The sequence below is a fragment of the Wansuia hejianensis genome (assembly GCF_014337215.1).
Lineage (GTDB): Bacteria > Bacillota > Clostridia > Lachnospirales > Lachnospiraceae > Scatomonas > Scatomonas hejianensis.
The window spans coordinates 797,073-820,287 of record NZ_CP060635.1; the positions used below are offsets into that span (position 1 = coordinate 797,073).

The following is a 23,215-nucleotide window of genomic DNA, read 5'->3' on the forward strand; positions in this document are numbered from 1 at the left end:
TTTACTTGGGGGGCAGGTGTCTGTCTTCCTGTTCTATGGCTTTGGTTCGGTTATTAGTTGTTTTTGTGCGTTTTTTGCGTATGAGCTTTATGATGACGATGGTTATTACGGCGAGTGCTGCCAGCAGGAGCCAGAATGGCAGTGCTCCCAGGAACCAGAGGGCGAATGACTGGAGGCCCTTGCCCAGGGAGTAAAAATTGGAGGAGAGGCGTTCTTTCAGCTGACTGCCGAAACTTCCGCCTTCCACGGCCGTTTCACGGTCTACCTCACGGATATCCAGTGTGATTGTGCTGTATTCAATGTCATTGTCATAAAGGCGCAGTTGGGATTCGTAGTTTTCTAGCTGATAGCGGATATCGGTCAGACGGTCCTGGATGGCCAGCAGGGTCTCCAAATCACTGGATTGGGAGAGCATGTTTAAGAGTGTTTCCTGCTCCGTCTTCAGGGCGGTGATGTGGCTTTCTGTGTCCATATAGTTCAGCGTTACATCTTCTACATTTTCGGAACGGTAGGTGACAGTTCCTTCTCCCTGAAGCTCTGTTATGAAGGTGTCCATGATGTCGGCCGGGATGCGGATGACATAGCTGGCATTGCGTGTGCTGATAGAGGAGGCAGAGGTGCCGGATACGCTGGAATTTTCTATGTATCCGCCGGCGGATTTTACATGCTCCTGAATCCAGGAATTCAGATTGTCGAATTCTTTGGTTTCCATGGTAAGGTATTGATATTTTACCAGTTTGCGGGTGGGATCAGTGACCGGCTGCCCGGAGCTTTCCGTTGAACCGGAAGCAGAAGAAGCGAACCCGGTATCGGTTTCCGCAGCAGAAGCGCCGGAGGATTCCAGAACCGCAGATTTTTCCGATCCGTAGCCGGAGGCAGATCTGCCGGCGTCCCGGGCGGTTGAAGTCCGGGCTTCCGTGGTGCTTTTGTATGGGCCTCCGCAGGCGGAAAACAGACAGAGGATGGCGATTAACAGGGCTAGAATAATTTTCAGATTCTTTTTCATGACAAACTCCTCCTTTTAGATTGATCAATGAATGAAGATTTGATACACAAGGACATCCTGCCACCGGATCTTCAGAGGCATGGGTTTGTGGATCTTTCGGGATATATTAACAGGTGTCAAAATATTTAAGATATGTTGCAAAAATAATTGAAAAATTTGTTTGACAATTGCAGAAACCGGCGGATATGCCTGTGGCTTGTGCTGATTTTGAAGAAACCGGGGCAGTGTTCAGTATCCTGCAGCATATCCATACATTTTTTGTTTATTTAAATTGAAAAAAGTACTTTACAATTTAATGAGTTCATAGTATAATTTCTTTTGTTGATATTTCGGGGTATGGCTCAGTTTGGCTAGAGCGCACGGCTGGGGGCCGTGAGGTCGCAGGTTCGAATCCTGTTACCCCGATTTTCTATGCCCGGTTTTAGAATCAGGCATGAGAGGCAGTGCAAATTGAATGGAAACTGAAAGGCTGTTGCAGTGCTGCGACAGCCTTTTTCTCAATCAAAAGGAGTAGGAATCATGCCGGTATTTGATTTTAGCAATTCAGCGGACGAAAAAAGAGAGGCAGAATGCACTTATGTTACGTTCCGGTCGAATTCGGCGGAGACTTCGCTGGAACAGCCGATTTTAATTCTGGACAACCGGAGGAAGGAATGGAAACATCATTCCTGCGGGGTATTTATGAATCAGAGCAAACGGACGGCTTTTGAATTTAAAGAAGAGGATGGGACGGTCAGTGCAGATATCCTGCAGGTGGACGCGCGTTTTGTGAGCCTGATTAAATGGCTGGGGGAAAACCATATTAACGTGCGCCTTTCTGGCGGGAACCGGGAAGATGGGTATGCGGTCTACCGAATCCGCGAGACCGCGTTTGGAGGCGGGACGAAGCTATCTGCTGAGGACGGATTTCTGCAGTTTATGATTGAACGGCTGCTGGCCAGCAGTGCCCCGGAGGACAGGCCGGAGGATGAGGACCATGAAGAAGACGGGGACGGCATGAAGCTGACAAGCATACAGAGCATTACGGATTTCATGACCTGCGCCGGAAGGACGATGCCGGACAATATCCGTCTTTGGGCCAGGAGGAATCTGGCAGTTGCCCGTTCCAATGAGGTTTCACCGGAAGAGAGGCGCCATGCCCAGCGGGCGCTGTCTATTATGATGAATATTCAGTGGAAAAGCAACTATTTTGAAGCGATAGATCCGGAAGAAGCCCGCAGGATTCTGGATGAGGAACTCTATGGCATGGAGCGGGTAAAACAGAGGATTATTGAAACGATCATACAGATTAACCGCACTCATACCCTTCCGGCTTATGGACTTCTGCTGGTGGGTCCGGCAGGAACCGGTAAATCCCAGATCGCTTATGCGGTAGCCCGTATTCTGAAGCTTCCCTGGACAACGCTGGATATGAGCTCCATCAATGACCCGGAACAGCTGACCGGAAGCTCCCGCATCTATGCCAACGCGAAGCCGGGGATTATCATGGATGCTTTCTCTATGGCGGGAGAGTCCAATCTGGTGTTTATCATCAATGAGCTGGATAAGGCGGCAGCCGGTAAAGGGAGCGGAAATCCGGCAGACGTGCTGCTGACGCTTCTGGATAATCTGGGCTTCACAGATAATTACATTGAATGCATGGTTCCAACGGTGGGCGTCTATCCCATCGCAACCGCCAATGATAAGAGCCAGATCAGCGCCCCGCTCATGTCCAGGTTCGCAGTGATAGACATTCCGGATTATACGGAGGAGGAAAAGAAGATTATCTTCTCGAGGTATGCTCTGCCTAAAGTTCTTGGCCGCATGGGGCTGCGGGAAGACGAATGCATAGTGACCGGAGAGGCTTTAGATGTGATTGTCAGCCAATATGCCGATACGACGGGAATCCGCGATCTGGAACAGGCTGCGGAGCATCTTGCGGCAAATGCGCTATACCGGATTGAGGTGGAACATGTCGTTTCCGTGACCTTTGACAGGACAGCTGTGCAGAAACTTCTGACATAAAAGGGACGAATAGGAAATAATGGGAATTTAAGATTTCTTAAGAATCTTATGAAATGTTTCAGAATGTGGTCAAACTCCTGTCACATATTCATAATATAATAAAAGCATATTCGGAAACGGGTATTGGAAATGATTTTTCAACAGATCCAAAAGTTCCGATTTATATACATTACAAAAGGGAAGAACTGATGAGTCAGAGGCATTTGAAGAGCAAGTGTTTCAGTTCTTCTCTTTTCTAATGGAATAATTTCAGTTCAAAGCAACACTTTCCTGTTTTCTGCACACTTTATAGAAAAGAAGACAATGACCGTAGACCGCCCGTTCCTGTTTGTGCTGAAATTAATCACATGCCTGCGTTTATCGGCCAGGCCAGTGATCCGAACTGAAACCGCCCGGCGGTCATACGGTAGGGGGAACTCCGCATATGCCCGGAACTGGCAAAAGAAAGGATTTGACAATCACAGAATTATGGATTACAATAGGAGCCGTTGATTTAAAAAATATGCTATAAAATGTGACTATTAAGAAAGGTTTAAAGATATTTCACAGGATTTGTGGTATGATAAATGTGATATCTCAGTACCAGTGTACGTATACTCCAGAGTATCCCGCAACTCATGCCCCTGACGGGACCTGTATTGCGGGGTGCCCTGTGGGGATACATTATGACACTCAGGAGTATGGCTTTAGAAGCAGAGAAATATCAGATATTAAGATACTAAAGAGAAGGAACACGAAGGGTTACCATAGACAGATTCTGATAGTGGGGTACAGGGGATTGAATGAATTAGTGTATAGTCAGAGAATCAAGGCAGAGCAGGAATATCTGTATCGTATTGCCTACTTTTACCAGGGAGAGGAAACGGCGGCTCTTGAAACCATACAGGAGACAGTAGCCAGAGGATTTCGTGAAGGAAAGAATCAGGAGACGGCAGAGGAATTCCATCTGGAAATCACGAGGATTCTACTGCAGCAGGGCGGTGTCAACCAGAAGCCAAACAGGTACCTGACCGCTCTCTACCTGAAGCACGTCACTGGAATGGAAATTTCTGAAATCGCTTATGTGATGGATATTCCGGAAGGCGCGGTTAAATCTTATCTTTACCGGGCTAAGGACGAGATGCGTCAGGACACCGCAGGAATCAGTGCGGAAGTCAGACAGCTCTGCGGCGTTGAGACTTCTGAGGGATTAAAAGAAGCAGTCAGTACCGGTCTTCTGGCTGTCCGGCAGATGGTTCACAGGCGCAATGTCCGGAGGATTCGCAAGGTGTGTATTTCCGGAGCGGTCGCTGCGGCGCTTCTGGTGCTGCTGGGAAGCGGTATTTATTTTGAACAGCAGCGCCATAATAAGGACAGCATGGCTGCCCAGCCGGTGAGCACCAGTATGGTTGAGGAACGACAGAATATAGAGTGAGGAAAGCCTCAAAACCCCAGTCTGTCTGGCGGTTTTGAGGCTTTTATATTTGGTAAATCAGATTTACCAGAGTAACAGATGCGGGTTGCTCTTCTTTATCCTGCAGGGGCGAACTGGCTGTTGTACAATTCGGCGTAGAAGCCGCCTTTTTCCAGCAAGGATTCATGGGTTCCCTGTTCGATGATGTGACCGTCCTTCATGACCAGTATCACATCGGATTCCCGGATTGTGGAGAGCCGGTGCGCGACGATAAAGCTGGTGCGGCCTTTCATCATTTTGGCGAAAGCTTTTTGGATACGTATTTCTGTCATTGTATCGATAGAAGAGGTCGCTTCGTCCAGAATCAGCATGGGGGGAAGATTCAGCATTACCCGGGCGATACAGAGCAGCTGTTTCTGGCCCTGTGACAGGCTGCCGCCATCCTCGCCGATGACTGTGTCATAACCGTCAGGCATGCGCATGATAAAGCTGTGTGCATGGGCTTCTCTGGCAGCCTGGATGATTTCTTCTTCGGAAGCGTCAGGACTGCCATAGGCGATGTTCTCACGGATAGTGCCTGATTTCAGCCAGGTTTCCTGAAGAACCATCCCATAGTTGGTACGCAGGCTTTCGCGGGTTACTTCCCGGATATCGCAGCCATCCACCGATATGGAACCGCCGGTAACATCATAAAAACGCATGAGCAGGTTAATCACGGTGGTTTTGCCGCAGCCGGTGGGGCCTACGATAGCGATTCTCTGGCCCGGACAGACGTCGAGATTAAAATCCTCGATCAGCCGGACTTCCGGCAGATAGGAGAAATATACCTGGTTCAGGGAAACCTTGCCCTGAACGTTTTCAAGAGCTGGCGCGCCAGGTACATCCTTTAAGAGTGCAGGCTCATCCAACAGTTGGAAAACCCGGGCAGCAGAAGCAAGTGAATTTTGCAGTTCCGTGATAACGCCTGTGATTTCATTAAAGGGCTTTGTGTACTGGTTGGTATAGCTCAGAAAGCTCGTCAGCTGTCCGATGGTTAGCCCGCCCCCAATAACTGTAAAACATCCGGCAATCGTCACTCCGGCGTAAATTGCTGCATACATGAAGCGGGTAGCCGGATTCGTGATGGAAGAAAAGAAGGTGGCTTTCAGGCTGTATTCTGCCAGGCGGCTGTTAATCTCTTCAAATTCTTCCTGAGCTTTTTCCTGATGGCCGAATGCCTGGACAACTTTCAGATTACCCAGCATTTCATCGGTCAGACCTGTGAGTTCCCCGCGTGTTTCGGATTGCTTCTTGAACATGGTAAAGGTCTTTTTGGATATGAAACCCGCGATAAAAAAAGAAAGTGGGCTCAGGCACACAACCACCAGAGTGATCCAGAGATTGATGGACAGCATGAACAGGATCGTTCCGACAATAGTGATCACGCCTGTAAAAAGCTGGGTAAAGCCCATCAGAAGGCCGTCGGAAAACTGTTCAATATCCGTGATGACCCGGCTGATCAGGTCGCCTGCGGGATGTGCGTCAATGTAAGAGAGAGGCAGCACCTGCAGGTGGTGGAAGGTCCGGGTCCTCAGATCCTGCACAATGTGGTAGGTGATTTTATTATTGATATGGTTCATGAACCACTGGGCAACAGCTGTCCCGGCGATTGCGACGGCAATATTCCGAATGACGGCCAGCAGGCCCGTGAAATTGACGTCACCCTTTCCGACGATGAGATCCACCGCCTGCCCTGTCAGAATAGGGATATAGAGAGTCAGGACCACGGTGATGACGGCCAGCAGGAGAGATAAGAGAACCAGGAACCAGTAAGGGCGGATACAGCCCAAAATGCGTTTCATTACTTCACGGTTATTTCTGGAATTTTTATTGCGCATCTGCGGCTACCTCCTTCGGGGTTAATTGGGATTCACAGATTTCACGGTAAACCCCACAGGAATTTAACAGAGCTTTGTGGGTTCCGATGCCGGCCAGACGGCCGTCGTCCAGCACCAGAATCTGATCGGCGTTTTTAATTGTGGCCACCCGTTGAGAAACCAGGAATACCGTAGTTTTTCCGGTGGTCTCACGAATCGCTTTCCGAAGCCTGGCGTCAGTGGCGAAATCCAGGGCCGAAGCGCTGTCATCCAGTATCAGGACAGAAGGGCGGCGGACCAGCGCGCGTGCGATCGTCAGCCGCTGCTTCTGCCCGCCGGACAGGTTCCGGCCGCCCTGGTCGATGAGCAGTCCGAGGCCCTGCTGCTTATGATCCACGAATTCCCTGGCCTGGGCGGCGTCCAGGGCTTCATAAATTTCCGCGTCAGTGGCATCCTCCTTGCCCCACAGCAGATTTGTGCGCAGCGTTCCACGGAAGAGGGCGGCTTTCTGGGGAACGACGCCGATGTGTTCACGCAGCGAGTCAAATTGGTATTGTCTGACGTCCCGGCCGTTGACGGTGACTGTGCCCCCGGTGGTATCGTAAAAACGCGGAATCAGATTGACGAGCGTTGTTTTTCCGGAGCCGGTGCCGCCGATAATCCCGATGGTCTGGCCCGGCTCAGCGGTGAAGGTGATGTTTGACAGAGAAGGCTCTTTAGCTCCCGCGTAAGTGAAGGAAACCCCGTGAAAGGAAATACGGGCGCCTCCCTCAGAGGTAAAGGGCTGGCTGCCGTCGCGGAGTGTGCTGTGCATGTCAAATACGTTGTTTACTCGTTTCAGGCTGGCAGCGGCCCTGGACATAAGTATGATCAGGTTAGCCAGCTTAATCAGCTCTACCAGGATCTGAGACATATAGTTGATCAGGGCAATCACCTGCCCCTGTGAGAGGCGGCCCGCAAACACCTGGTCTCCGCCGATCCACAGAATGGCTACGATGCCCAGATTGATAATAATATAAGTCAGCGGATTCAGAAGAGCCGATATTTTGCCGACAAAAACCTGTTTACGGTACAATCCGGCATTCTCCTGGTCAAAGGATTCCATTTCGTCCTTCTGGCGGTTAAAGGCACGTACTACACGGACGCCCAGAAGGTTTTCGCGGGTTTTCAGTAGCACACGGTCCAATTGCTTCTGTACCTTCTGATACAGAGGCATGCTGACCAGCAATATTACGAAAATTACCGCAAAAAGAACAGGTATTGCCAGGGCGAAAGAAAGAGCTGTCTTCGTATCCACGGTAAAAGCCATAACCATGGCACCCAGGACCACGAAGGGTGAGCGCAGGAATAGGCGGAGAAACATGTTAACGCCGTTCTGTACCTGATTGATATCACTAGTCATCCGGGTGATCAGGGTTGAGGTGCCTGCCGTATCAATCTCCCGGTAAGAAAGAGTGCCGATATGTCCAAACAGGTCATTCCGCATGGACGTTCCGGCAGTGACTGCTGCCTTGGCAGCAAAATATTGAGCCGTCAGCGCGCTGATAAAACCGATGATGCCCAGCAGTATCATCAGGCCTCCCATCTTCAGAATGTAACGGGTATCCCGGCTGCCGATTCCGACATCGATCATCCGGGCTACCACAAGGGGGATTGCCAGCTCAAAACTGGCCTCCAGCATTTTAAAAAGGGGGGCCAGGATTGTTTCTTTTAAATTTTTTCTCAGATAGCCTAAAAGTCGTTTCATTGATTCCTCCACAAAAAAATTGCTTGCACTTTTTCACAAAGTATACCATAATAAGATTCATATGAAAAATATTAAATATGTATATATGATATATGCAAAAAGTATATAACTGGTCATTGATCATCAGGGAGGCGGTCATGAATTTAAAGCAGATGAAATATTTTGTAACGATTGCGGACGAGGGGAGTATTTCAGCGGCGGCCAGAGTCCTGCACATCTCGCAGCCGCCGTTGTCCCAGCAGCTTCACCTTCTGGAGGAGGAACTCCGTGCGCGTCTGTTTGTGCGTGGTTCCAGAAGCGTGACGCTGACAGATGCAGGCAGGCTCTTTTATCAGCATGCCCAAAATATTCTGGATCTTTCAGAACGGGCGGTAAAAGATTTACAGCAATTTGAAAATGAAAACCGTGGAAGCCTGAGGATAGGCATGGTTTCCTCTTCGGAGGTGCCCTATGTGCTGGAAAAAATGTTTCCCTTCAGAGAAAAGTATCCCCATATTGATTTTCGTATTTATGAGGGAAATACCTACCAGCTTTTAGACTGGATGAAAGAAGACAGGATAGAACTGGCATTTGTCAGAACGCCTTTTGCAGATGAGAATTACGATTGTGTCTTTCTGGAAGAAGAGACAATGGCCGCTGTCGGGAAAATACAGTATTTCCAGGACCCTGAAGCCCCGGAAATATCCATGGCGTCCCTTGCAGAAATGCCGCTGATCATCTACCGGAGATGGGAAGCGATCCTGAATCACAGCTTTCGCGAGGCAGGGGTGCCGGTGCCAGAATACTACTGCGTCTGCGACGACGTGCGCACCAGCTTGGCCTGGGCGGACTGTGGATATGGGACAGCAATCGTCCCCGCATCCGCATGTGCAGCCATCCGTCCGGAAGGAATATCAGTCAAATGTCTGGCGGATGCTCAGGTAAAGACAAGAATAACGTTGATTCAGAAAAAGGGAGCATATCTATCTGATGCAGCCGTAAAATTCAGAAACAATTTTCAGGAACAAATGTAGGGGTGGCGAGAGGGGGAGGGGTCCCCGCCAGCCTTTCGTCCGGGTACCCAAAAACTCCTCCCCCTCCTCGCCAAATTGGAAGCTCACCCTATGATGATGCCCTGCTCCGCATCTTCTCTGATTCGTTCCTGGCGCGCTTCTTCCAGCATCATGTCCTTAACTTTCATGAGCCGGATCTGTGTGCTCCGTTCATTTTCATCCAGCTTCATGGAGATATATTTAATCTTCTCCTGGGCGGCGGGAATCATCACATGTTCCAGGGCGTTGACGCGGCGCCGGGTCTTCTCGATCTCGGCGGCCATGAGCTGGCAGGATTTTTCCACTTCTGCCAGGCGGAGCATATCCGGGAGTAATTCAGCCAGAGAACGGACGGCGCCGTCCAGGTCGGAGGAGGTGAATGCGAAGCCGTAGCTGTAGATATCGGCCGGATCGGCCGTCCGGGTTTTGCAGCGGAAGACGGGGATTTCCACGCTCATGACATTTCTGGTCTCCGTATCCAGGCTGACCTCCTGTCTGGGGGCCAGCAGGGCGGTGTTCAGTACCTGGTCGGAGGTGGCGGCCTTGGCCAGAACGAAGTTCTTGTTGGCGGCAGCCAGGCCGGCCTCCACCTTCTGGCGGAGGGCCTTGTTCTCGCGGACCAGGTCCAGAAACTGGCGCATCAGCTCGTCCCGCTTATCCTTCAGGAGCTTATGGCCCCGTGTTGCGGTGGCCAGCTTTTTTTTCTGCCGGGTTAATTCCATCCGTGTGGGATTGATCTGGGTAGATGCCATACAGAATCCCTCCTTTAACGTCCATAATACAGGTCAAGATATTGATCGTCGATACGTTTCAGCTCTGAGCGGGGCAGGATAGAGAGCAGCTTCCAGCCGATTGTCAGAGTTTCTTCTATGGAACGGTCTGTGTGATAGCCCTGGGAGACGTATTCAGTCTCGAAAGCGTCGGCAAACTCTGCGTACAGCTTATCCATATCAGTCAGGGCGGCTTCGCCCAGGACTACCATCAGCTCTTTTGCCTCTTTGCCGCGGGCGTAGGCGGCGAATAGCTGGTTCAGAGTGTTGGAATGGTCGGCCCGGGTCTTGCCTTCGCCGATTCCCTTGTCCTTCAGACGGGAGAGGCTGGGCAGGACATCAATGGGAGGAGTGACGTTCTTCCGGTACAGATCACGGCTTAGGATGATCTGCCCCTCGGTGATGTAGCCTGTCAGATCCGGGATTGGATGCGTTTTGTCATCCTCAGGCATTGTCAGGATCGGGATCATTGTGATAGAACCGTTTTTTCCCTTCTGTCGTCCGGCGCGCTCATACAGGCTGGCCAGATCTGTGTACATGTAGCCGGGATAGCCGCGGCGGCCGGGAACTTCTTTCCGGGCGGCTGAGATTTCCCGAAGGGCGTCGGCATAATTGGTGATGTCTGTCAGTATAACCAGCACGTGCATATCCTTATCAAAAGCCAGATATTCTGCGGCGGTCAGGGCCATACGAGGTGTGGCAATCCGCTCCACGGCCGGATCGTTGGCCAGATTGACAAACATGACGGTCCGGTCGATGGCTCCCGTTTCTTTGAAGCTCTGCACAAAGAAATTAGATTCCTCAAAAGTGATGCCCATGGCGGCAAAGACAACCGCAAAGGGTTCCGAGGTGCCGCGTACCTTTGCCTGCCGGGCAATCTGTGCCGCAAGCTGTGCGTGGGGCAGGCCGCTGGCCGAGAAGATCGGCAGCTTCTGGCCCCGTACCAGGGTGTTCAGACCGTCGATGGCTGAGATGCCGGTCTGTATGAATTCCTGCGGGTAATTGCGGGCGGCGGGATTCATCGCCAGCCCGTTGATGTCCATGCGGGCGTTCGGAAGGATATCGGGGCCGCCGTCGATAGGACGGCCTAATCCGTCGAAAACCCGGCCCAGCATGTCTTCAGACACGCCCATCTCCATGCCTCGGCCGAGAAAACGTACCCGGCTGTTGGAGAGGTTGATGCCTGTGGAACTGTCAAAGAGCTGTACCAGAGCATTGGTGCCATTGATCTCCAGCACCTTGCAGCGGCGGGTTTCCCCGTCGGCCAGTATGATTTCACCCAGTTCGTCATAGGTGACGTTTTCCACGCCGGTGACCATCATCAGAGGGCCGGCGACTTCCTGTATGGTTCTGTATTCTTTAGGCATTTGTTCCGTCCTCCTCTACAGCCAGATTTGCCAGTTCGGCAGCCAGTTCTTTCATGATTCGCTCGTAGGCATCTTCCAGGTCCGTGTCGTGGATATATTTGAAGCGTCCGATCTGTTCCCGGACTTCAAGCCTTACGAGGGCCTCCACGCCGGCGCCCTGGTCCAGGGCCGATCTGCAGTTGTCGTAAAAGGCGAGTACCAGCTTCATCATCAGGTATTGTTTTTCCAGAGGCGTGTAGGTATCAACCTCGTGGAAAGAATTCTGATGCAGGAAATCTTCCCTGATTGACCGGGCGGCTTCCAGCTTCAGACGGTCGGGAGCGGACAGGGCGTCTATGCCGACCAGCTGGACGATTTCCTGAAGCTCCGCTTCATCCTGCAGCAGAGCCATGAGGCGGGTCCGGCATTCCATCCAGTCCTCGTGCACATGGGAATTAAACCAGGCTGCCATATTGTCCACATACAGGGAATAGCTGGTCAGCCAGTTAATTGCCGGGAAATGCCGCTTATAGGCCAGGGAGGAATCCAGGCTCCAGAATACCTTCACAATCCGCAGGGTGGCCTGGGAGACAGGCTCCGAGATATCTCCTCCGGCGGGCGACACTGCGCCGATGACAGACAGAGCGCCCTCACGTCCCTCTGAACCGAGGGAAATGACGCGGCCTGCCCGCTCGTAGAACTGTGCCAGCCGGCTGCCCAGATAGGCGGGATAACCTTCTTCACCGGGCATTTCCTGGAGTCGTCCAGACATCTCTCTCAGCGCCTCAGCCCAGCGGGAGGTGGAGTCTGCCATCAGGGCTACGGAATAGCCCATGTCACGAAAATATTCGGCAATGGTGATTCCGGTATAGATGGAAGCCTCGCGGGCCGCCACAGGCATGTCCGAGGTGTTGGCGATTAAAACGGTACGTTCCATGAGGGAATAACCTGTTTTGGGGTCTTTCAGCTCAGGAAATTCATTCAGCACGTCAGTCATCTCATTGCCGCGCTCACCGCAGCCAATGTAGACGACGATATCAGCCTCTGCCCATTTAGCCAGCTGATGCTGGATTACCGTTTTTCCGGAACCAAAAGGTCCGGGTACGGCTGCGACGCCTCCCTTAGCGATGGGGAACAGGGTGTCTACCACTCGCTGGCCTGTGATAAGAGGCATATCGGGCGGAAGCTTTTCCTTATAGGGGCGGCCGGAGCGGACCGGCCATTTCTGCATCAGAGTGATTTCACGGACGGAATCTCCCGTATCCACAGAGGCGACCGTCTCTTCAACGGTGAAATTGCCTGCTTCAATGGATACCAGCCTGCCCTTTACCCCGTAGGGAACCATGATTTTATGGGAAACAATGGGCGTTTCCTGAACTGTACCGATGATATCACCGGCCTCCACTTCATCCCCTGCACGGGCTGTCGGGATGAACTGCCATTTCAGGTCCCTTTTCAGCGCCGGGACCTCTACCCCCCGCTTTAGGAGATTGCTTCCGGTGGTCTTCATGATATCATCCAGGGGACGCTGGATTCCGTCATAGATACTCTTAATCAGCCCGGGCCCAAGTTCTACGCTCAGGGGCATTCCGGTGGACTCTACAGGTTCACCCGGCCCCAGCCCGGAGGTTTCCTCATACACCTGTACGGATGCCTGGTCCCCGTGCATCTCTATGATTTCACCGATCAGGCGCTGTCCGGATACCCGCACCACGTCAAACATGTTGGCGTCACGCATCCCTTCGGCGATCACCAGCGGGCCTGCTACCTTTTTAATAATGCCTGTGCTCATTTTGTCCGTCACCCACCTTTCTAATTTCCTTCGTTAAAAATAATATCCGAACCCACGGCCCGCTCCACAAAGCTCTTTACCTGTGCTATGCCCTCGCCGGTATTCCCGGATACGCCGGGAATACGGATGATGGCCGGCCGGATCTGTTCGTCGTATCTGTCAATTTCATCTTTTATCATTGCCGCCAGTGCTTCTGTCACATAAATGATGCCGTAATCCCCCTGAGCGAGTCTTCTGAGCAAGGTGGTTCCGCTTTCCGCGTCGCCGGCAGGAAATGTGGCAAGGCCAAGGGCGGCAAAGCCGTAAATGCTGTCGTAATCACCGATCACTGCTATTTTATACATACATTTCTCCAAGCCTTTCCCGAATGACCTGTTCCGGCAGGCCGTTCTGCTTGCCGGAAAGGATCATCCGCACACATTTGATTTCATTTTCCCTGGCCAGGACATAGGCTGCCACCGGGCCGAGGGTAAATGGATTAGACTTCTGTGGTTTGATCTGGCTGATCACCAGGTCGCTGCACCAGCGTTCAAAAGCGGCTGTGGAAGTCAGAAGGGCTTCAGCGGCAGTAGAGTAATCCGTGTGTTCCAGGTATTCGGCTACTCCCTTCAGGCCTCCGAGAGCGGCGTGAGAGAGGCGGGTAGTATCCAGTTCCCTGCAGGGCGCCAGTGCCCGGAGGATGAAATCCAGCGGTTTGCCCAGCTCTCCGCAGCGGACGGCAATGCGTATATCGGCAGTAACTACTGTTGATACCGCATATTGCTTCAAAACCTCGTCTGAAGCATGTTCCCCGGCCTCATAGACGGCTTCCAGGGCGGCGCGGTCCAGAATCATATCACAGAGCTGGCCGTCGCCTGTATGCAGCAGTGTATCATACGCGGCTGCAGAGGCCGCCGCCATGTGTTCCGGCAGGAGGGAATACTCCCGTTCCTGTATGGCTTTCAGGAGCAGGGAGGGATCGAGCGTCCCGCCGCTGACAAAAAGTCTTTCCGGTGAAATTTGTGCGCCGGTATAGGACAGCTTGACGGCTGCCTTCAGGTTATGGTAGTCATTGGCCAGCTTCAGGACCTTCAGTTCGGAGACATCGTCTGTCAGCTCCATCACCTGATCCCAGGTTTTCCTCTCTTCGGCAGCCAGAAGATCTCCGGAAGTCAGTGGAAGATCCGGATCACCATAGCCTCTGTCTGCCAGCAGATGCAGAGCCTCTTCATAGGTGCGTGCGGCCAGCAGCTGTTCCAGGGCCGCGGAATTGAGAAGAGACAGCTCCAGCGTGCGGATGCGCGCAACCTCATAGGTATAATCTTTACTCATTGAAAACCTCCTTTGCGTTCCGGCTGCTATGCAGGGTCAGAGAACAGGAATGTGTGAAGCAGGTCCTGCAGGCGTTCCTGTGCGGCAGAGAAGATCGCATCGAAGGAACAGTTTTCCTCAACGCCCCCGTAGACCAGCAGAAACCCGCCGTCAATATCACAGGGCGTGTGGGAGAGAGTCAGGGTGCCGCCCTTCTTCCCGGCGGCAGCGGATATAGTCCGCTGAAAGTCTCGCGGCAGACGGTCCAGATCTCTGGCAGACAGGCGGATTTCTCCCGTACCCTCCAGCACGAATTGATCCAGCATGCGGGCAAGCAGTTCAAAATACGGACCGTCGTCCAAGGTATGCAGAGACTGATGTGCCTTTTCAATGATACTGCCGATCAGCTCCTGGCGGACGGCGAGGAGCCTTCTCTTTTTTTGCATTTGTGCGGCAGAACGGCCCTTGGCTTCAATGTCACGGGCTGCTGCCGAGGCTGCCGCTTTTGAAGCTTCTGCCTGTTCCGCAGAGGTTTTCTCTGCTTCTGCGAGTATGGCTTCTGCCAGATGTCTGGCGTCTTCTATCAGTTTGTCTGCAGAGCTTTTGGCGTCTTCTTCGATGTGGTTTAAAATCTTATCCAATCCAGTCATTGCAAGCTCTCCTTATCTTAAAAAGGTTACAGGTTGAAAACTGCCATGATGGAGATCAGCAGTGCCAGGATCGCATAAGTTTCTACCATGGCCGGAAGCAGCATGGCTTTTCCGAAGGTATCCGGCCGTTTTGCCAGCATCCCGATGGAAGCGACAGAGGTTTTGCCCTGATGGATGGCAGAAAACAGGCCGACAATGGCGATGGGCAGGCAGGCGACGAAATACAGAAGGCCCTGGGAAAGTGTCAGGTCGACGGCTCCTCCGCCGATGATGCCAATCCGGCTCAGGGTGACGAAAGCTACTAAAAGTCCGTATATGCCCTGGGTTCCGGGAAGCAGCTGAAGAATCAGAACTTTACCGAAAAGCTCTGGCTTCTCCGTCATGACGCCGGCCGCTGCACGGCCGCCCATTCCAACTCCCACGGCGGAACCGATCCCTGCGAACAGAGTGGCGCAGGCGACACCCAACAATGCGAACACAATTCCTAAATTTTCCATTCTAATTTTCCTCCTTGATTTTAAAATATTTAGAAGAGTCTGCGGAGAACGGGTGGAACTCATCACCGCCGCCTTCATAAAATTTTCCAAAAAACTCAACGTATTGCAAACGGTTGGTATGAACATAGGCTCCCAGCAGATTGATGGCCAGATTCAGAGTGTGGCCCACCAGGAAAATGAGCACGAACGCAATCGCACCGATGACGCCGCCGCCCGCCATGGCCCCCATCGTATTGATAACAGAAGCGATGACTCCTGTTGCCAGCCCCAGCGCCAGCAGACGGGAATAGGACAGGACGTCGGAAAGCCAGCTGGTGGCGCCGTACAGCTCATAAGCCCCCAGGGCCAGGCGCAATCCGAAATTTTTACGCCTTCTTCCTGTCATCAGGACAATTCCCAGCGCGCCGGTGATTGCCAGGATTTTGGCCAGCAGATTCAGCCAGGCCGGGAAGATCAGTGTAACGCCTGCCATGGAGGCGAACATGTCGCTGGGAAGCAGCATGAGGATCAGCCCGATCAGAAGCATATACCAGAACCCCACCTCGCAGAGACAGTCCATATATTTGCGGTCACGGATCAGCAGGAAGCCTTTGATGGCAAGGCCTGTGAATAGGTGGATGATCCCGAACAGAAAGCTGAACATCAGCAGCCGCATGGGATCGTCAAGCGGGACGAACCAGACCGCGGGAATTGTGAGCTCCGTATGAAAAAATGTCCGTGCCACAACGGGGATGACATCTCCGAAGTAGCCTCCAAACATAATGCCCCAGAAAGTGGTAGATATGCCGCAATACATAAACATGGTCAGCATGTTTTTCAGCCCCTGGGCCATCCGGGGGTATTTCTTCAGGAAAATGAAGCAGCCCACTGTCATCAGGATTCCATAACCGGCGTCTGAGAGCATGAGTCCGAAGAAAAAGTAGTAGAAAACAGCCATAATCCCGGTGGGGTCGATTTCCCCTTTATGAGGGAGGCCATAGGACGTCACGACGCCCTCGGTAGGGGCAGAAAAGCCGTTGTTCCTGAGCAGGACCGGGGCACTCTCGTCAGCCGGTATGTCTTCCAGCTCAGCCGTGCAGCAGTAAGCGTCCTCCAGATGGCTTTTGAGCCGGGCGGCGTTTTGTTTCGGGATGTACCCGGTGATAAAAAATACATGACGGGACTGGAGCAGCTGTCCCAGTACCCGGTATTTATCAGCACGCATCGTATAATAATCCGACAGAAAACGGAGGCGGCCGCGTTCGGTTGAAAGCGAGGCAAGTTCAGATAGAAGCGCCTGTTCTTCCGACAGAGACTCGTCATACTTTTTCCTGAGCTTTTCGTCGTAAGCGGAAGGAGTCAGAGAAGATTGCACGGAAGGCCTGGCAAAGCCATTCTTCCGCAGCGCGTCCTCCATCTGCCCGCTGTCAGCCCGGAGGCAGGCCGCAAAAATACAGGTCTGGGTGGGATCGCTGCCCAGTATTTCCAGATCAAATGCTTCCAGGCCGGGGGCATCTACAACCAGGGCGGACTGGAGCTGTTCCAGCGTCCATTGGCCCGGCAGGGCGCCCAGAAGGATGGCTGTGGTCTTGGTACCCCTGGCATCCAGCGGAAGATCCAGCCGCATCCATGGCACCAGGCTTTCACGGGAGGCCAGGAGCCGGGACTGCTGAGCGCGGCTTTCCGTCAGCTTTTTCTGCAGGGCCAGGATGTGGCTGGCAATGGACAGAGACTGTTCCTGCTGTTTTACGTTTTTTTCGTAGTCTGCCAGAGAGATTTCCGTCTTTCCGTTGAGGGAGTCCAGCATCCCTCTCTTCTCCGGGGCGTATTGATCTAGGACTTTCAGAGCATCTTCAGCGGTCCGGGCCCGTTTTTCATATCCGGTGCGCATAGGAGCGGTATCCATTCGCTGGAACAAGGGATCTTCCTCGCCGGAAGCTTCGATCTGGACGAGGCCTCTCCGCTGCAGGTCTTCAAGAATTTGCTTGCGGTTGCTTTTTAATGCACAAATATACAGTTTCTGCATCTGCAACACTGCCATTTGACGTCACCCTCTTTCTTCCAAAAAATGATCCAGAACCAGCCGCACCGCTTCAGACTCCCGGGATTGTGCCTGGGCCTTCAGTTCAGCGGCAGCGACGGCGGCCTCGTCCAGTACGGAGGCTGTCTCACGGGCAGCCGCAGCGGAGGCCGTCTTTTGGGCCTGAGCCAGTTCAGCGGCAGCATCTTTTTTTGCCTGTTCCAGCAGGGCTTCCGATTGGGAACGGGCTTCGGCCAGGATGGCGTCAGCCCTTGCCTGTGCGTCTCGCCGCACCTGTTCCGCCGCGGTTTCTGCCTGACGGATGGCGTCCATAGTTTCTTTGGCCATCGTTTCACCTTCCTTTGCTTGTCAATATTAATTAGAAAAAATGCAGAGCTTTCCTGAGTAATAAAAAAAATCCGGCGGAGGATTGTTTTAGTTGCTTTCCACCGGAATATTCCGAAGCAATATTAGCACTGCTATTTAAAATATAAAACTTTCGTATGGAAAAATCAAGAAAAAACGTTAAAATCCTGACAATTTTATAAAAATGTCTAAATTTCTACATATTTATTATGCCTTAAAAATTAGAATTTAAACGATATATTTACAAATGATATTCGGAATTGTGATTTGGCTAATGCTATGGTATAATAAACGGTAATGCGAAAACGGGGCCTGGCGGAGAAAGGACGGCAGACAGCGGGTTCGTGATACAAGAAAGCGAAAATGAGAGAGGAAAGTGAGAGGAAAATGACAACATCACAAATTGGAATGCTGATTTTTATGATTCTGTATCTTGTTGCCATGCTAGGAGTCGGTTTCAAATTTTCAAAGAAGAATGAAACAGTTGGTGATTTCTATCTGGGCGGCCGGAAACTGGGGCCGCTGGTGACAGCCATGAGCGCGGAGGCATCGGACATGAGCAGCTGGCTGCTGATGGGGCTGCCTGGCGTGGCTTATCTGACAGGCATCGCGAGCGCCGGGTGGACGGCGATCGGCCTGGCAATCGGTACATATATGAACTGGCTGATTGTGGCGAAGAGAATCCGGAGATATTCTGCAGTAGCGGGTAATTCAATTACAATTCCGGATTTCTTTTCAAACCGCTATCATGATAAAAAGAGAGTGTTAATGTTCATCGCGGCCGTCGTGATCATTCTCTTTTTCATACCTTATACGGCTTCCGGATTTGCGGCCTGCGGCAAGCTGTTCGCCAGTCTCTTCGGGCTGGATTACCATGTGGCGATGATTCTCAGCGCCATTGTTATTGTCGGCTACACAACACTGGGAGGGTTTCTGGCCGCCAGCACGACGGATTTCATCCAGAGTATCGTTATGACAGTCGCCCTGCTGATTGTGCTGGGGTTTGGCGTCCATGTGGCCGGAGGCTTTGACGCGGTCATGGAAAATGCATCCGGTCTGGCGGGCTATCTGAGTATGACGCAGGTCCACAATGTGGCGACAGGGGGAGCGGACAGCTATGGCCTGATCACCATCGTATCGACGCTGGCCTGGGGCCTCGGGTATTTTGGAATGCCGCATATTTTGCTCCGGTTTATGGCAATTGAAGACGACAGTAAGCTGAAAATCTCCAGAAGAGTGGCATCCATCTGGGTGGTGATTTCCATGGCGGTAGCTGTGCTGATCGGAATTATAGGGCTCGGCATGACAAATGTAGGCGCAGTTCCTGCTCTGGAAGGCACCCAGTCTGAGACGATCATCGTTAAAATCGCTCAGCTGCTGAGCCAGAATGGGCTGTTGGCCGCATTGTTCGCCGGAGTGATCCTCTCCGGGATCCTGGCTTCGACCATGTCAACGGCAGATTCCCAGCTTCTGGCGGCGTCATCCTCTGTGTCACAGAATATCATTACCGGTTTCTTCAAGGTGAAGATGAGTGAGAAGAAACTAATGATGATCGCGAGAGGTTGCCTGCTTGCTATTTCTGTAGTGGCAGTCGTGCTTGCGTGGGACAGCAACAGCTCTGTATTCGGCATTGTATCCTTTGCATGGGCCGGATTTGGAGCATCTTTCGGGCCTGTTGTCCTGTTCGCGCTGTTCTGGAGGCGATCCAATATGTATGGAGCGCTGGCCGGCATGATTTCGGGCGGAGCGATGGTATTTATCTGGAAATATCTGGTCCGTCCGCTGGGCGGCGTCTGGGATATCTATGAGCTGCTGCCGGCATTCCTGGTTGCCAGTGCGCTGATCATAATCGTAAGCCTTCTGACAAAAGCTCCGGAAAAATCTGTAGTGGAGGAGTTCGACCGGGTAAAGGCCATGAAATGACGGGAGTTTCTTTACGCGGAATGCTGTGCCGGCAGAGTCAGCGCAGGAGAAAGGTGGAGGAGAGCTTTGACGAAGGATGAATTAGTGGGGAAGTTTCAGGAGATATACGGCGGAGCGGAAGGCGTTAGTGGCTTTTTTGCTCCCGGCCGCGTAAATCTGATTGGAGAGCATACGGATTATAATGGCGGCCATGTGCTGCCGTGTGCTCTGAGCTTCGGAACCTGGCTGCTGGCAAGAAAGAGGCAGGACCGGAGGCTGCGTTTTTTCTCGGAGAATTTCAGCCGCCTGGGGGTTATAGAATCAGATCTGGAGGATCTGGCCTGCCGGGAGGAGGCGGGCTGGACGAATTATCCCAAGGGAGTGATATGGGCGTTTCGTGAGCGTGGATACGAGATAACCCAGGGCCTGGATGTATTCGTATATGGTGATGTTCCCAGCGGCGCCGGGCTGTCATCCTCAGCGTCGCTGGAAGTGGCTGCCGCGCTGGCGCTGCGGGAGCTTTTTGAACTGAAAGAACTGGCGATGACTGATCTTGCAGTGATCAGCCTGTATTCTGAGAATCATTTTAACGGCCTGAACTGTGGAATTATGGATCAGTTCGCAGCGGCGATGGGGAAGAAAGACTCTGCTATCTTTCTGGATACGGACACGCTGGCCTATGAGTATGTAAACGCGAGGCTGGATCACGCCAGGATAGTAATTACCAACAGCAAAGTAAAGCACAGTCTGGTGGATTCCGCCTATAATGACAGAAAGCGGGAAAGCGATAGGGCGCTGAAGATGCTGCAGCGGGCGGTGGACATCAGAGGGCTGGGTGATCTGACTGAGGAAGACTTCGAACGCTGTAAAGAGGCAATCCAGGATACCGTCTGTGAGAAACGGGCGCGCCACGCAGTATATGAGAACAGGCGCACAATCCGGGCGGCGGCGGCGCTGAATGCGGGAAGAATAGAAGAATTCGGAAAGCTCATGAACGAATCCCACAGATCCCTCAGGGATGATTATGAGGTGTCCTGTCGGGAAGTGGACACGCTGGTGGAAATCGCCTGGGAGATTCCGGGAGTGCTCGGCTCCAGGATCACCGGAGGCGGTTTTGGCGGCTGTACAGTCAGTATTGTGGAACAGGATGCCTTTAACCGGTTCAGGGATACGGTCGTCAGCAGATACAGAGAGAAAACGGGTATAACAGCGGAAATCTATGCTGCTGAGATAGGAGACGGAGCCAGAAGGCTGTGGTAAATGCAGCATGAGTGTCAAAAAGTGATTGACATTTTAAAAAGATGGTGATATGTTATTTAAAACAGACAAATACGATGACGAGGATTAGTACATTTGATTCCTGAATTCAGAAAACTGCTGGGCGATGCGAAGCAGTGGACGGAACATCTGGAACTGCCCTCCGAGTGGCTGCCCGAAATCTCAGGAAAGTAGATGCAGACGGAGCCCCACCGTTACGAGGGGGAGGATATAAGATCGGGAGATCCGTATCCGGTGAGTGTACGGAGCAATCCGTGAAATAAGAGTGGTACCGCGTAGGATGATGAATCAGTCCTCCGTCTCTTGCAGTAATGCAGAGATGGAGGATTTTTTTGTCAGGCAGGAAATTCGAAAGGATTTCCTGTCTGACAAAAAGCCCTCCGGGCAGGATCGCACTGCGGCGGAATGGAATTATGTTGCTAAATGCAACCCGCCGCAGGCGGAGAGTCCGGCAAGCCGGACTCTTTGTAGTTATCCGCGTGAACATGTGAAAAGATGGAAAGAGAGGATTTGAAATTATGATGAATTACAAGAAGTATCAGAGGCAGTATTATATGCCGCCTGCAGGGTATACAGACTGGGTGAATAAGGAATCAGTGGAGCATGCTCCGGTGTGGTGCAGTGTGGATCTGAGAGACGGCAATCAGGCGCTGGTGATTCCCATGAGCCTGGAGCAGAAGCTGGATTTTTTTAAACTCCTGGTCCAGATTGGCTTTAAAGAAATTGAAGTAGGTTTTCCGGCGGCTTCGGAGACGGAATATGAATTCCTCCGGGCGCTGATTGAGCAGAACCTGATCCCGGACGACGTGACGGTACAGGTTTTGACACAGGCCAGGGAGCATATTATACGGAAAACATTTGAAGCGCTGGAGGGATGCAAAAATGCCATCGTCCATGTGTATAATTCCACCTCGTTTGCGCAGCGGCAGCAGGTCTTTAAGAAGTCCAAAGAAGAAATTCTCCAGATCGCCGTGGAGGGCGCCAGGCTTCTGAAGGATCTGACGGAGGAGTGCGGCGCAGATTACCGGTTTGAATACAGCCCGGAGAGCTTTACGGGAACAGAACCGGAATATGCCCTGGAAGTGTGCAATGCAGTTCTGGAGGTCTGGAAGCCTACTGCAGACCGGAAAGCGATCATCAATCTGCCCAGTACCGTTCAGCTGTCAATGCCTCACGTCTATGCGAGCCAGATTGAATATATGAGCAAGAACATGAAATACAGGGAGAACGTAGTCCTTTCTCTCCATCCTCACAATGACAGGGGCAGCGGCGTCAGCGATGCAGAGCTGGGACTGCTGGCGGGAGCCGACCGGATCGAGGGCACCCTGTTTGGCAACGGCGAGCGGACCGGGAATGTGGATGTTGTGACGCTGGCCATGAACCTGTATGCCCAGGGTGTAGACCCACAACTGGATTTTACCGATATGCCGGGGATCTGTGAGAAATATGAAAACTTTACGGATATGAAGATTAATGAAAGAAGCCCTTACTGCGGCGCTCTGGTCTTCGCCGCATTTTCAGGCTCTCATCAGGATGCGATTGCCAAGGGCATGCACTGGAGGGAGGAGAAAAATACCGATCTGTGGACGGTGCCTTATCTGCCGATTGATCCGACAGATATTGGAAGAAATTACGATGCGGATGTCATCCGGATCAACAGCCAGTCCGGGAAGGGCGGCGTCGGATATATTCTGGAGAGAAACTACGGCCTGAACCTGCCGCCGAAGATGCGGGAGGCCATGGGATATGCTGCGAAGGATCTGTCCGATCATCTGCATAAAGAGCTGCTTCCGGATGAAATCTTCAGCCTGTTTAAAACTGTATTTGAAAATGTCAAGAAGCCTTACAGCATTGATGGAGTACACTTTAAACAGTTGAATGACGGCCGGATTGAGGCGGAAGTAAATTCTGCCTATAACGGCCAGTATACGAAGACAATTGCGGAAGGCAACGGACGTCTGAATGCGGTCAGCAACGCGCTGAAGAAAGCGCATAATCTGAAATTTGATCTGGTCACATATCAGGAGCATGCGCTGACCCAGAGCTCCAGCTCCAAGGCTATTGCCTATGTGGGTATTCGGAAACCGGATGGGACGTTGGCGTGGGGAGCCGGCGTGGACCCTGATATCATCCGGGCTTCCATCGACGCTCTGGTGACGGCGATCAATAACCGGTAAATTTGTGTATCATTCTGTAAGCCAGCGCCGAAGCTGCCGTCTGGAACAGCAAAGAATTTTGGATGCAACGTTTTTGCGTTTTCTGAGCACTATATAAGCAAAAGGAGGAAG

General features: G+C 52.2%; 18 protein-coding genes and 1 tRNA gene. 7 read left to right on the forward strand and 12 right to left on the reverse strand.

The features are described from left to right. Window position 1: 1 nt before the first annotated feature. On the reverse strand, window positions 2–1,006 hold the full coding sequence (locus tag H9Q79_RS03735) for a DUF4349 domain-containing protein (RefSeq protein ID WP_118642583.1): 1,005 nt from the start codon (window positions 1,004–1,006) through the stop codon (window positions 2–4). Window positions 1,007–1,336: 330 nt separating this feature from the next. Here H9Q79_RS03735 and H9Q79_RS03740 point away from each other — a divergent pair. The 3 genes from H9Q79_RS03740 (at window position 1,337) to H9Q79_RS03750 (ending at window position 4,424) form a co-directional block, all read left to right on the forward strand. Further along, window positions 1,337–1,411 (forward strand) — tRNA-Pro (locus H9Q79_RS03740). A 114-nt stretch (window positions 1,412–1,525) separates the two neighbouring features. Beyond that, window positions 1,526–3,010 (forward strand): AAA family ATPase, encoded by a 1,485-nt coding sequence (locus H9Q79_RS03745; RefSeq protein WP_118642585.1) that lies wholly within the window; start codon window positions 1,526–1,528, stop codon window positions 3,008–3,010. A 559-nt stretch (window positions 3,011–3,569) separates the two neighbouring features. Further along, the gene (locus H9Q79_RS03750; protein ID WP_118642589.1) at window positions 3,570–4,424 is read left to right on the forward strand and encodes an RNA polymerase sigma factor; all 855 of its coding nucleotides are present in this window, start codon (window positions 3,570–3,572) and stop codon (window positions 4,422–4,424) included. Between the two features lie 95 nt (window positions 4,425–4,519). Here the strand turns inward: H9Q79_RS03750 and H9Q79_RS03755 are convergent, their stop codons facing one another. Further along, entirely contained in the window at window positions 4,520–6,280 is a 1,761-nt protein-coding gene (locus tag H9Q79_RS03755; protein ID WP_249329212.1) for an ABC transporter ATP-binding protein, read from the reverse strand. Next, window positions 6,270–8,006 carry an ABC transporter ATP-binding protein gene (locus tag H9Q79_RS03760; RefSeq protein WP_249329213.1) on the reverse strand — a complete coding sequence of 579 codons (1,737 nt, stop codon included), beginning with the start codon at window positions 8,004–8,006 and terminating at the stop codon, window positions 6,270–6,272. The genes H9Q79_RS03755 and H9Q79_RS03760 overlap by 11 nt, the downstream gene beginning before the upstream one ends. 137 nt (window positions 8,007–8,143) lie before the next feature. On the opposite strand from H9Q79_RS03760, the gene H9Q79_RS03765 reads away from it, so the two are divergent. Further along, on the forward strand, window positions 8,144–9,019 hold the full coding sequence (locus H9Q79_RS03765) for a LysR family transcriptional regulator (RefSeq protein ID WP_249329214.1): 876 nt from the start codon (window positions 8,144–8,146) through the stop codon (window positions 9,017–9,019). Between the two features lie 83 nt (window positions 9,020–9,102). Here H9Q79_RS03765 and H9Q79_RS03770 read toward each other — a convergent pair whose 3' ends face one another. The 9 genes from H9Q79_RS03770 to H9Q79_RS03810 are packed head-to-tail and all read right to left on the reverse strand — an operon-like array spanning window position 9,103 to window position 17,729. Next, a complete protein-coding gene (locus H9Q79_RS03770; protein WP_118642593.1) occupies window positions 9,103–9,789 on the reverse strand; it encodes a V-type ATP synthase subunit D in 687 nt (228 codons plus the stop codon). A gap of 14 nt (window positions 9,790–9,803) precedes the next feature. Beyond that, window positions 9,804–11,174: a V-type ATP synthase subunit B gene (locus H9Q79_RS03775; RefSeq protein WP_118642595.1), complete on the reverse strand. Its 1,371-nt coding sequence runs from the start codon at window positions 11,172–11,174 to the stop codon at window positions 9,804–9,806. Beyond that, window positions 11,167–12,945: a V-type ATP synthase subunit A gene (locus tag H9Q79_RS03780; protein WP_118642812.1), complete on the reverse strand. Its 1,779-nt coding sequence runs from the start codon at window positions 12,943–12,945 to the stop codon at window positions 11,167–11,169. The genes H9Q79_RS03775 and H9Q79_RS03780 overlap by 8 nt, the downstream gene beginning before the upstream one ends. Before the next feature lie 20 nt (window positions 12,946–12,965). Then, window positions 12,966–13,289 carry a V-type ATP synthase subunit F gene (locus H9Q79_RS03785; protein ID WP_118642597.1) on the reverse strand — a complete coding sequence of 108 codons (324 nt, stop codon included), beginning with the start codon at window positions 13,287–13,289 and terminating at the stop codon, window positions 12,966–12,968. Beyond that, on the reverse strand, window positions 13,282–14,256 hold the full coding sequence (locus H9Q79_RS03790; protein ID WP_118642599.1) for a V-type ATPase subunit: 975 nt from the start codon (window positions 14,254–14,256) through the stop codon (window positions 13,282–13,284). The genes H9Q79_RS03785 and H9Q79_RS03790 overlap by 8 nt, the downstream gene beginning before the upstream one ends. A gap of 26 nt (window positions 14,257–14,282) precedes the next feature. Continuing rightward, window positions 14,283–14,885, reverse strand: coding sequence for a V-type ATP synthase subunit E (locus tag H9Q79_RS03795; protein WP_249329215.1), 603 nt, complete (start codon window positions 14,883–14,885; stop codon window positions 14,283–14,285). A 26-nt stretch (window positions 14,886–14,911) separates the two neighbouring features. Continuing rightward, window positions 14,912–15,382, reverse strand: coding sequence for a V-type ATP synthase subunit K (locus tag H9Q79_RS03800; protein ID WP_118642603.1), 471 nt, complete (start codon window positions 15,380–15,382; stop codon window positions 14,912–14,914). A 1-nt stretch (window position 15,383) separates the two neighbouring features. Continuing rightward, window positions 15,384–17,402, reverse strand: a complete 2,019-nt coding sequence (locus H9Q79_RS03805) for a V-type ATP synthase subunit I (RefSeq protein WP_118642605.1) — start codon at window positions 17,400–17,402, stop codon at window positions 15,384–15,386. A gap of 6 nt (window positions 17,403–17,408) precedes the next feature. Then, the gene (locus H9Q79_RS03810; RefSeq protein ID WP_118642607.1) at window positions 17,409–17,729 is read right to left on the reverse strand and encodes a hypothetical protein; all 321 of its coding nucleotides are present in this window, start codon (window positions 17,727–17,729) and stop codon (window positions 17,409–17,411) included. Window positions 17,730–18,134: 405 nt separating this feature from the next. Here H9Q79_RS03810 and H9Q79_RS03815 point away from each other — a divergent pair, with 405 nt between their 5' ends. The 3 genes from H9Q79_RS03815 (at window position 18,135) to H9Q79_RS03825 (ending at window position 23,104) form a co-directional block, all read left to right on the forward strand. Then, entirely contained in the window at window positions 18,135–19,670 is a 1,536-nt protein-coding gene (locus H9Q79_RS03815; RefSeq protein ID WP_118642814.1) for a sodium/proline symporter, read from the forward strand. Window positions 19,671–19,736: 66 nt separating this feature from the next. Beyond that, window positions 19,737–20,909, forward strand: a complete 1,173-nt coding sequence (locus H9Q79_RS03820) for a galactokinase (protein WP_118642609.1) — start codon at window positions 19,737–19,739, stop codon at window positions 20,907–20,909. A gap of 536 nt (window positions 20,910–21,445) precedes the next feature. Beyond that, window positions 21,446–23,104 (forward strand): 2-isopropylmalate synthase, encoded by a 1,659-nt coding sequence (locus tag H9Q79_RS03825; RefSeq protein ID WP_249329216.1) that lies wholly within the window; start codon window positions 21,446–21,448, stop codon window positions 23,102–23,104. Window positions 23,105–23,215 lie beyond the last annotated feature (111 nt).

Excerpts from the sequence above, each read along its gene's own strand:
- H9Q79_RS03795 (WP_249329215.1), bottom strand. The coding sequence starts at position 14,885 with ATGACTGGATTGGATAAGATTTTAAACCACATCGAAGAAGACGCCAAA.
- H9Q79_RS03825 (WP_249329216.1), top strand. The coding sequence starts at position 21,446 with ATGATGAATTACAAGAAGTATCAGAGGCAGTATTATATGCCGCCTGCA.
- H9Q79_RS03790 (WP_118642599.1), bottom strand. The coding sequence starts at position 14,256 with ATGAGTAAAGATTATACCTATGAGGTTGCGCGCATCCGCACGCTGGAG.
- H9Q79_RS03780 (WP_118642812.1), bottom strand. The coding sequence starts at position 12,945 with ATGAGCACAGGCATTATTAAAAAGGTAGCAGGCCCGCTGGTGATCGCC.
- H9Q79_RS03785 (WP_118642597.1), bottom strand. The coding sequence starts at position 13,289 with ATGTATAAAATAGCAGTGATCGGTGATTACGACAGCATTTACGGCTTT.
- H9Q79_RS03765 (WP_249329214.1), top strand. The coding sequence starts at position 8,144 with ATGAATTTAAAGCAGATGAAATATTTTGTAACGATTGCGGACGAGGGG.
- H9Q79_RS03815 (WP_118642814.1), top strand. The coding sequence starts at position 18,135 with ATGACAACATCACAAATTGGAATGCTGATTTTTATGATTCTGTATCTT.
- H9Q79_RS03810 (WP_118642607.1), bottom strand. The coding sequence starts at position 17,729 with ATGGCCAAAGAAACTATGGACGCCATCCGTCAGGCAGAAACCGCGGCG.
- H9Q79_RS03745 (WP_118642585.1), top strand. The coding sequence starts at position 1,526 with ATGCCGGTATTTGATTTTAGCAATTCAGCGGACGAAAAAAGAGAGGCA.
- H9Q79_RS03800 (WP_118642603.1), bottom strand. The coding sequence starts at position 15,382 with ATGGAAAATTTAGGAATTGTGTTCGCATTGTTGGGTGTCGCCTGCGCC.
- H9Q79_RS03760 (WP_249329213.1), bottom strand. The coding sequence starts at position 8,006 with ATGAAACGACTTTTAGGCTATCTGAGAAAAAATTTAAAAGAAACAATC.
- H9Q79_RS03750 (WP_118642589.1), top strand. The coding sequence starts at position 3,570 with ATGATAAATGTGATATCTCAGTACCAGTGTACGTATACTCCAGAGTAT.
- H9Q79_RS03755 (WP_249329212.1), bottom strand. The coding sequence starts at position 6,280 with ATGCGCAATAAAAATTCCAGAAATAACCGTGAAGTAATGAAACGCATT.
- H9Q79_RS03735 (WP_118642583.1), bottom strand. The coding sequence starts at position 1,006 with ATGAAAAAGAATCTGAAAATTATTCTAGCCCTGTTAATCGCCATCCTC.
- H9Q79_RS03770 (WP_118642593.1), bottom strand. The coding sequence starts at position 9,789 with ATGGCATCTACCCAGATCAATCCCACACGGATGGAATTAACCCGGCAG.
- H9Q79_RS03805 (WP_118642605.1), bottom strand. The coding sequence starts at position 17,402 with ATGGCAGTGTTGCAGATGCAGAAACTGTATATTTGTGCATTAAAAAGC.
- H9Q79_RS03775 (WP_118642595.1), bottom strand. The coding sequence starts at position 11,174 with ATGCCTAAAGAATACAGAACCATACAGGAAGTCGCCGGCCCTCTGATG.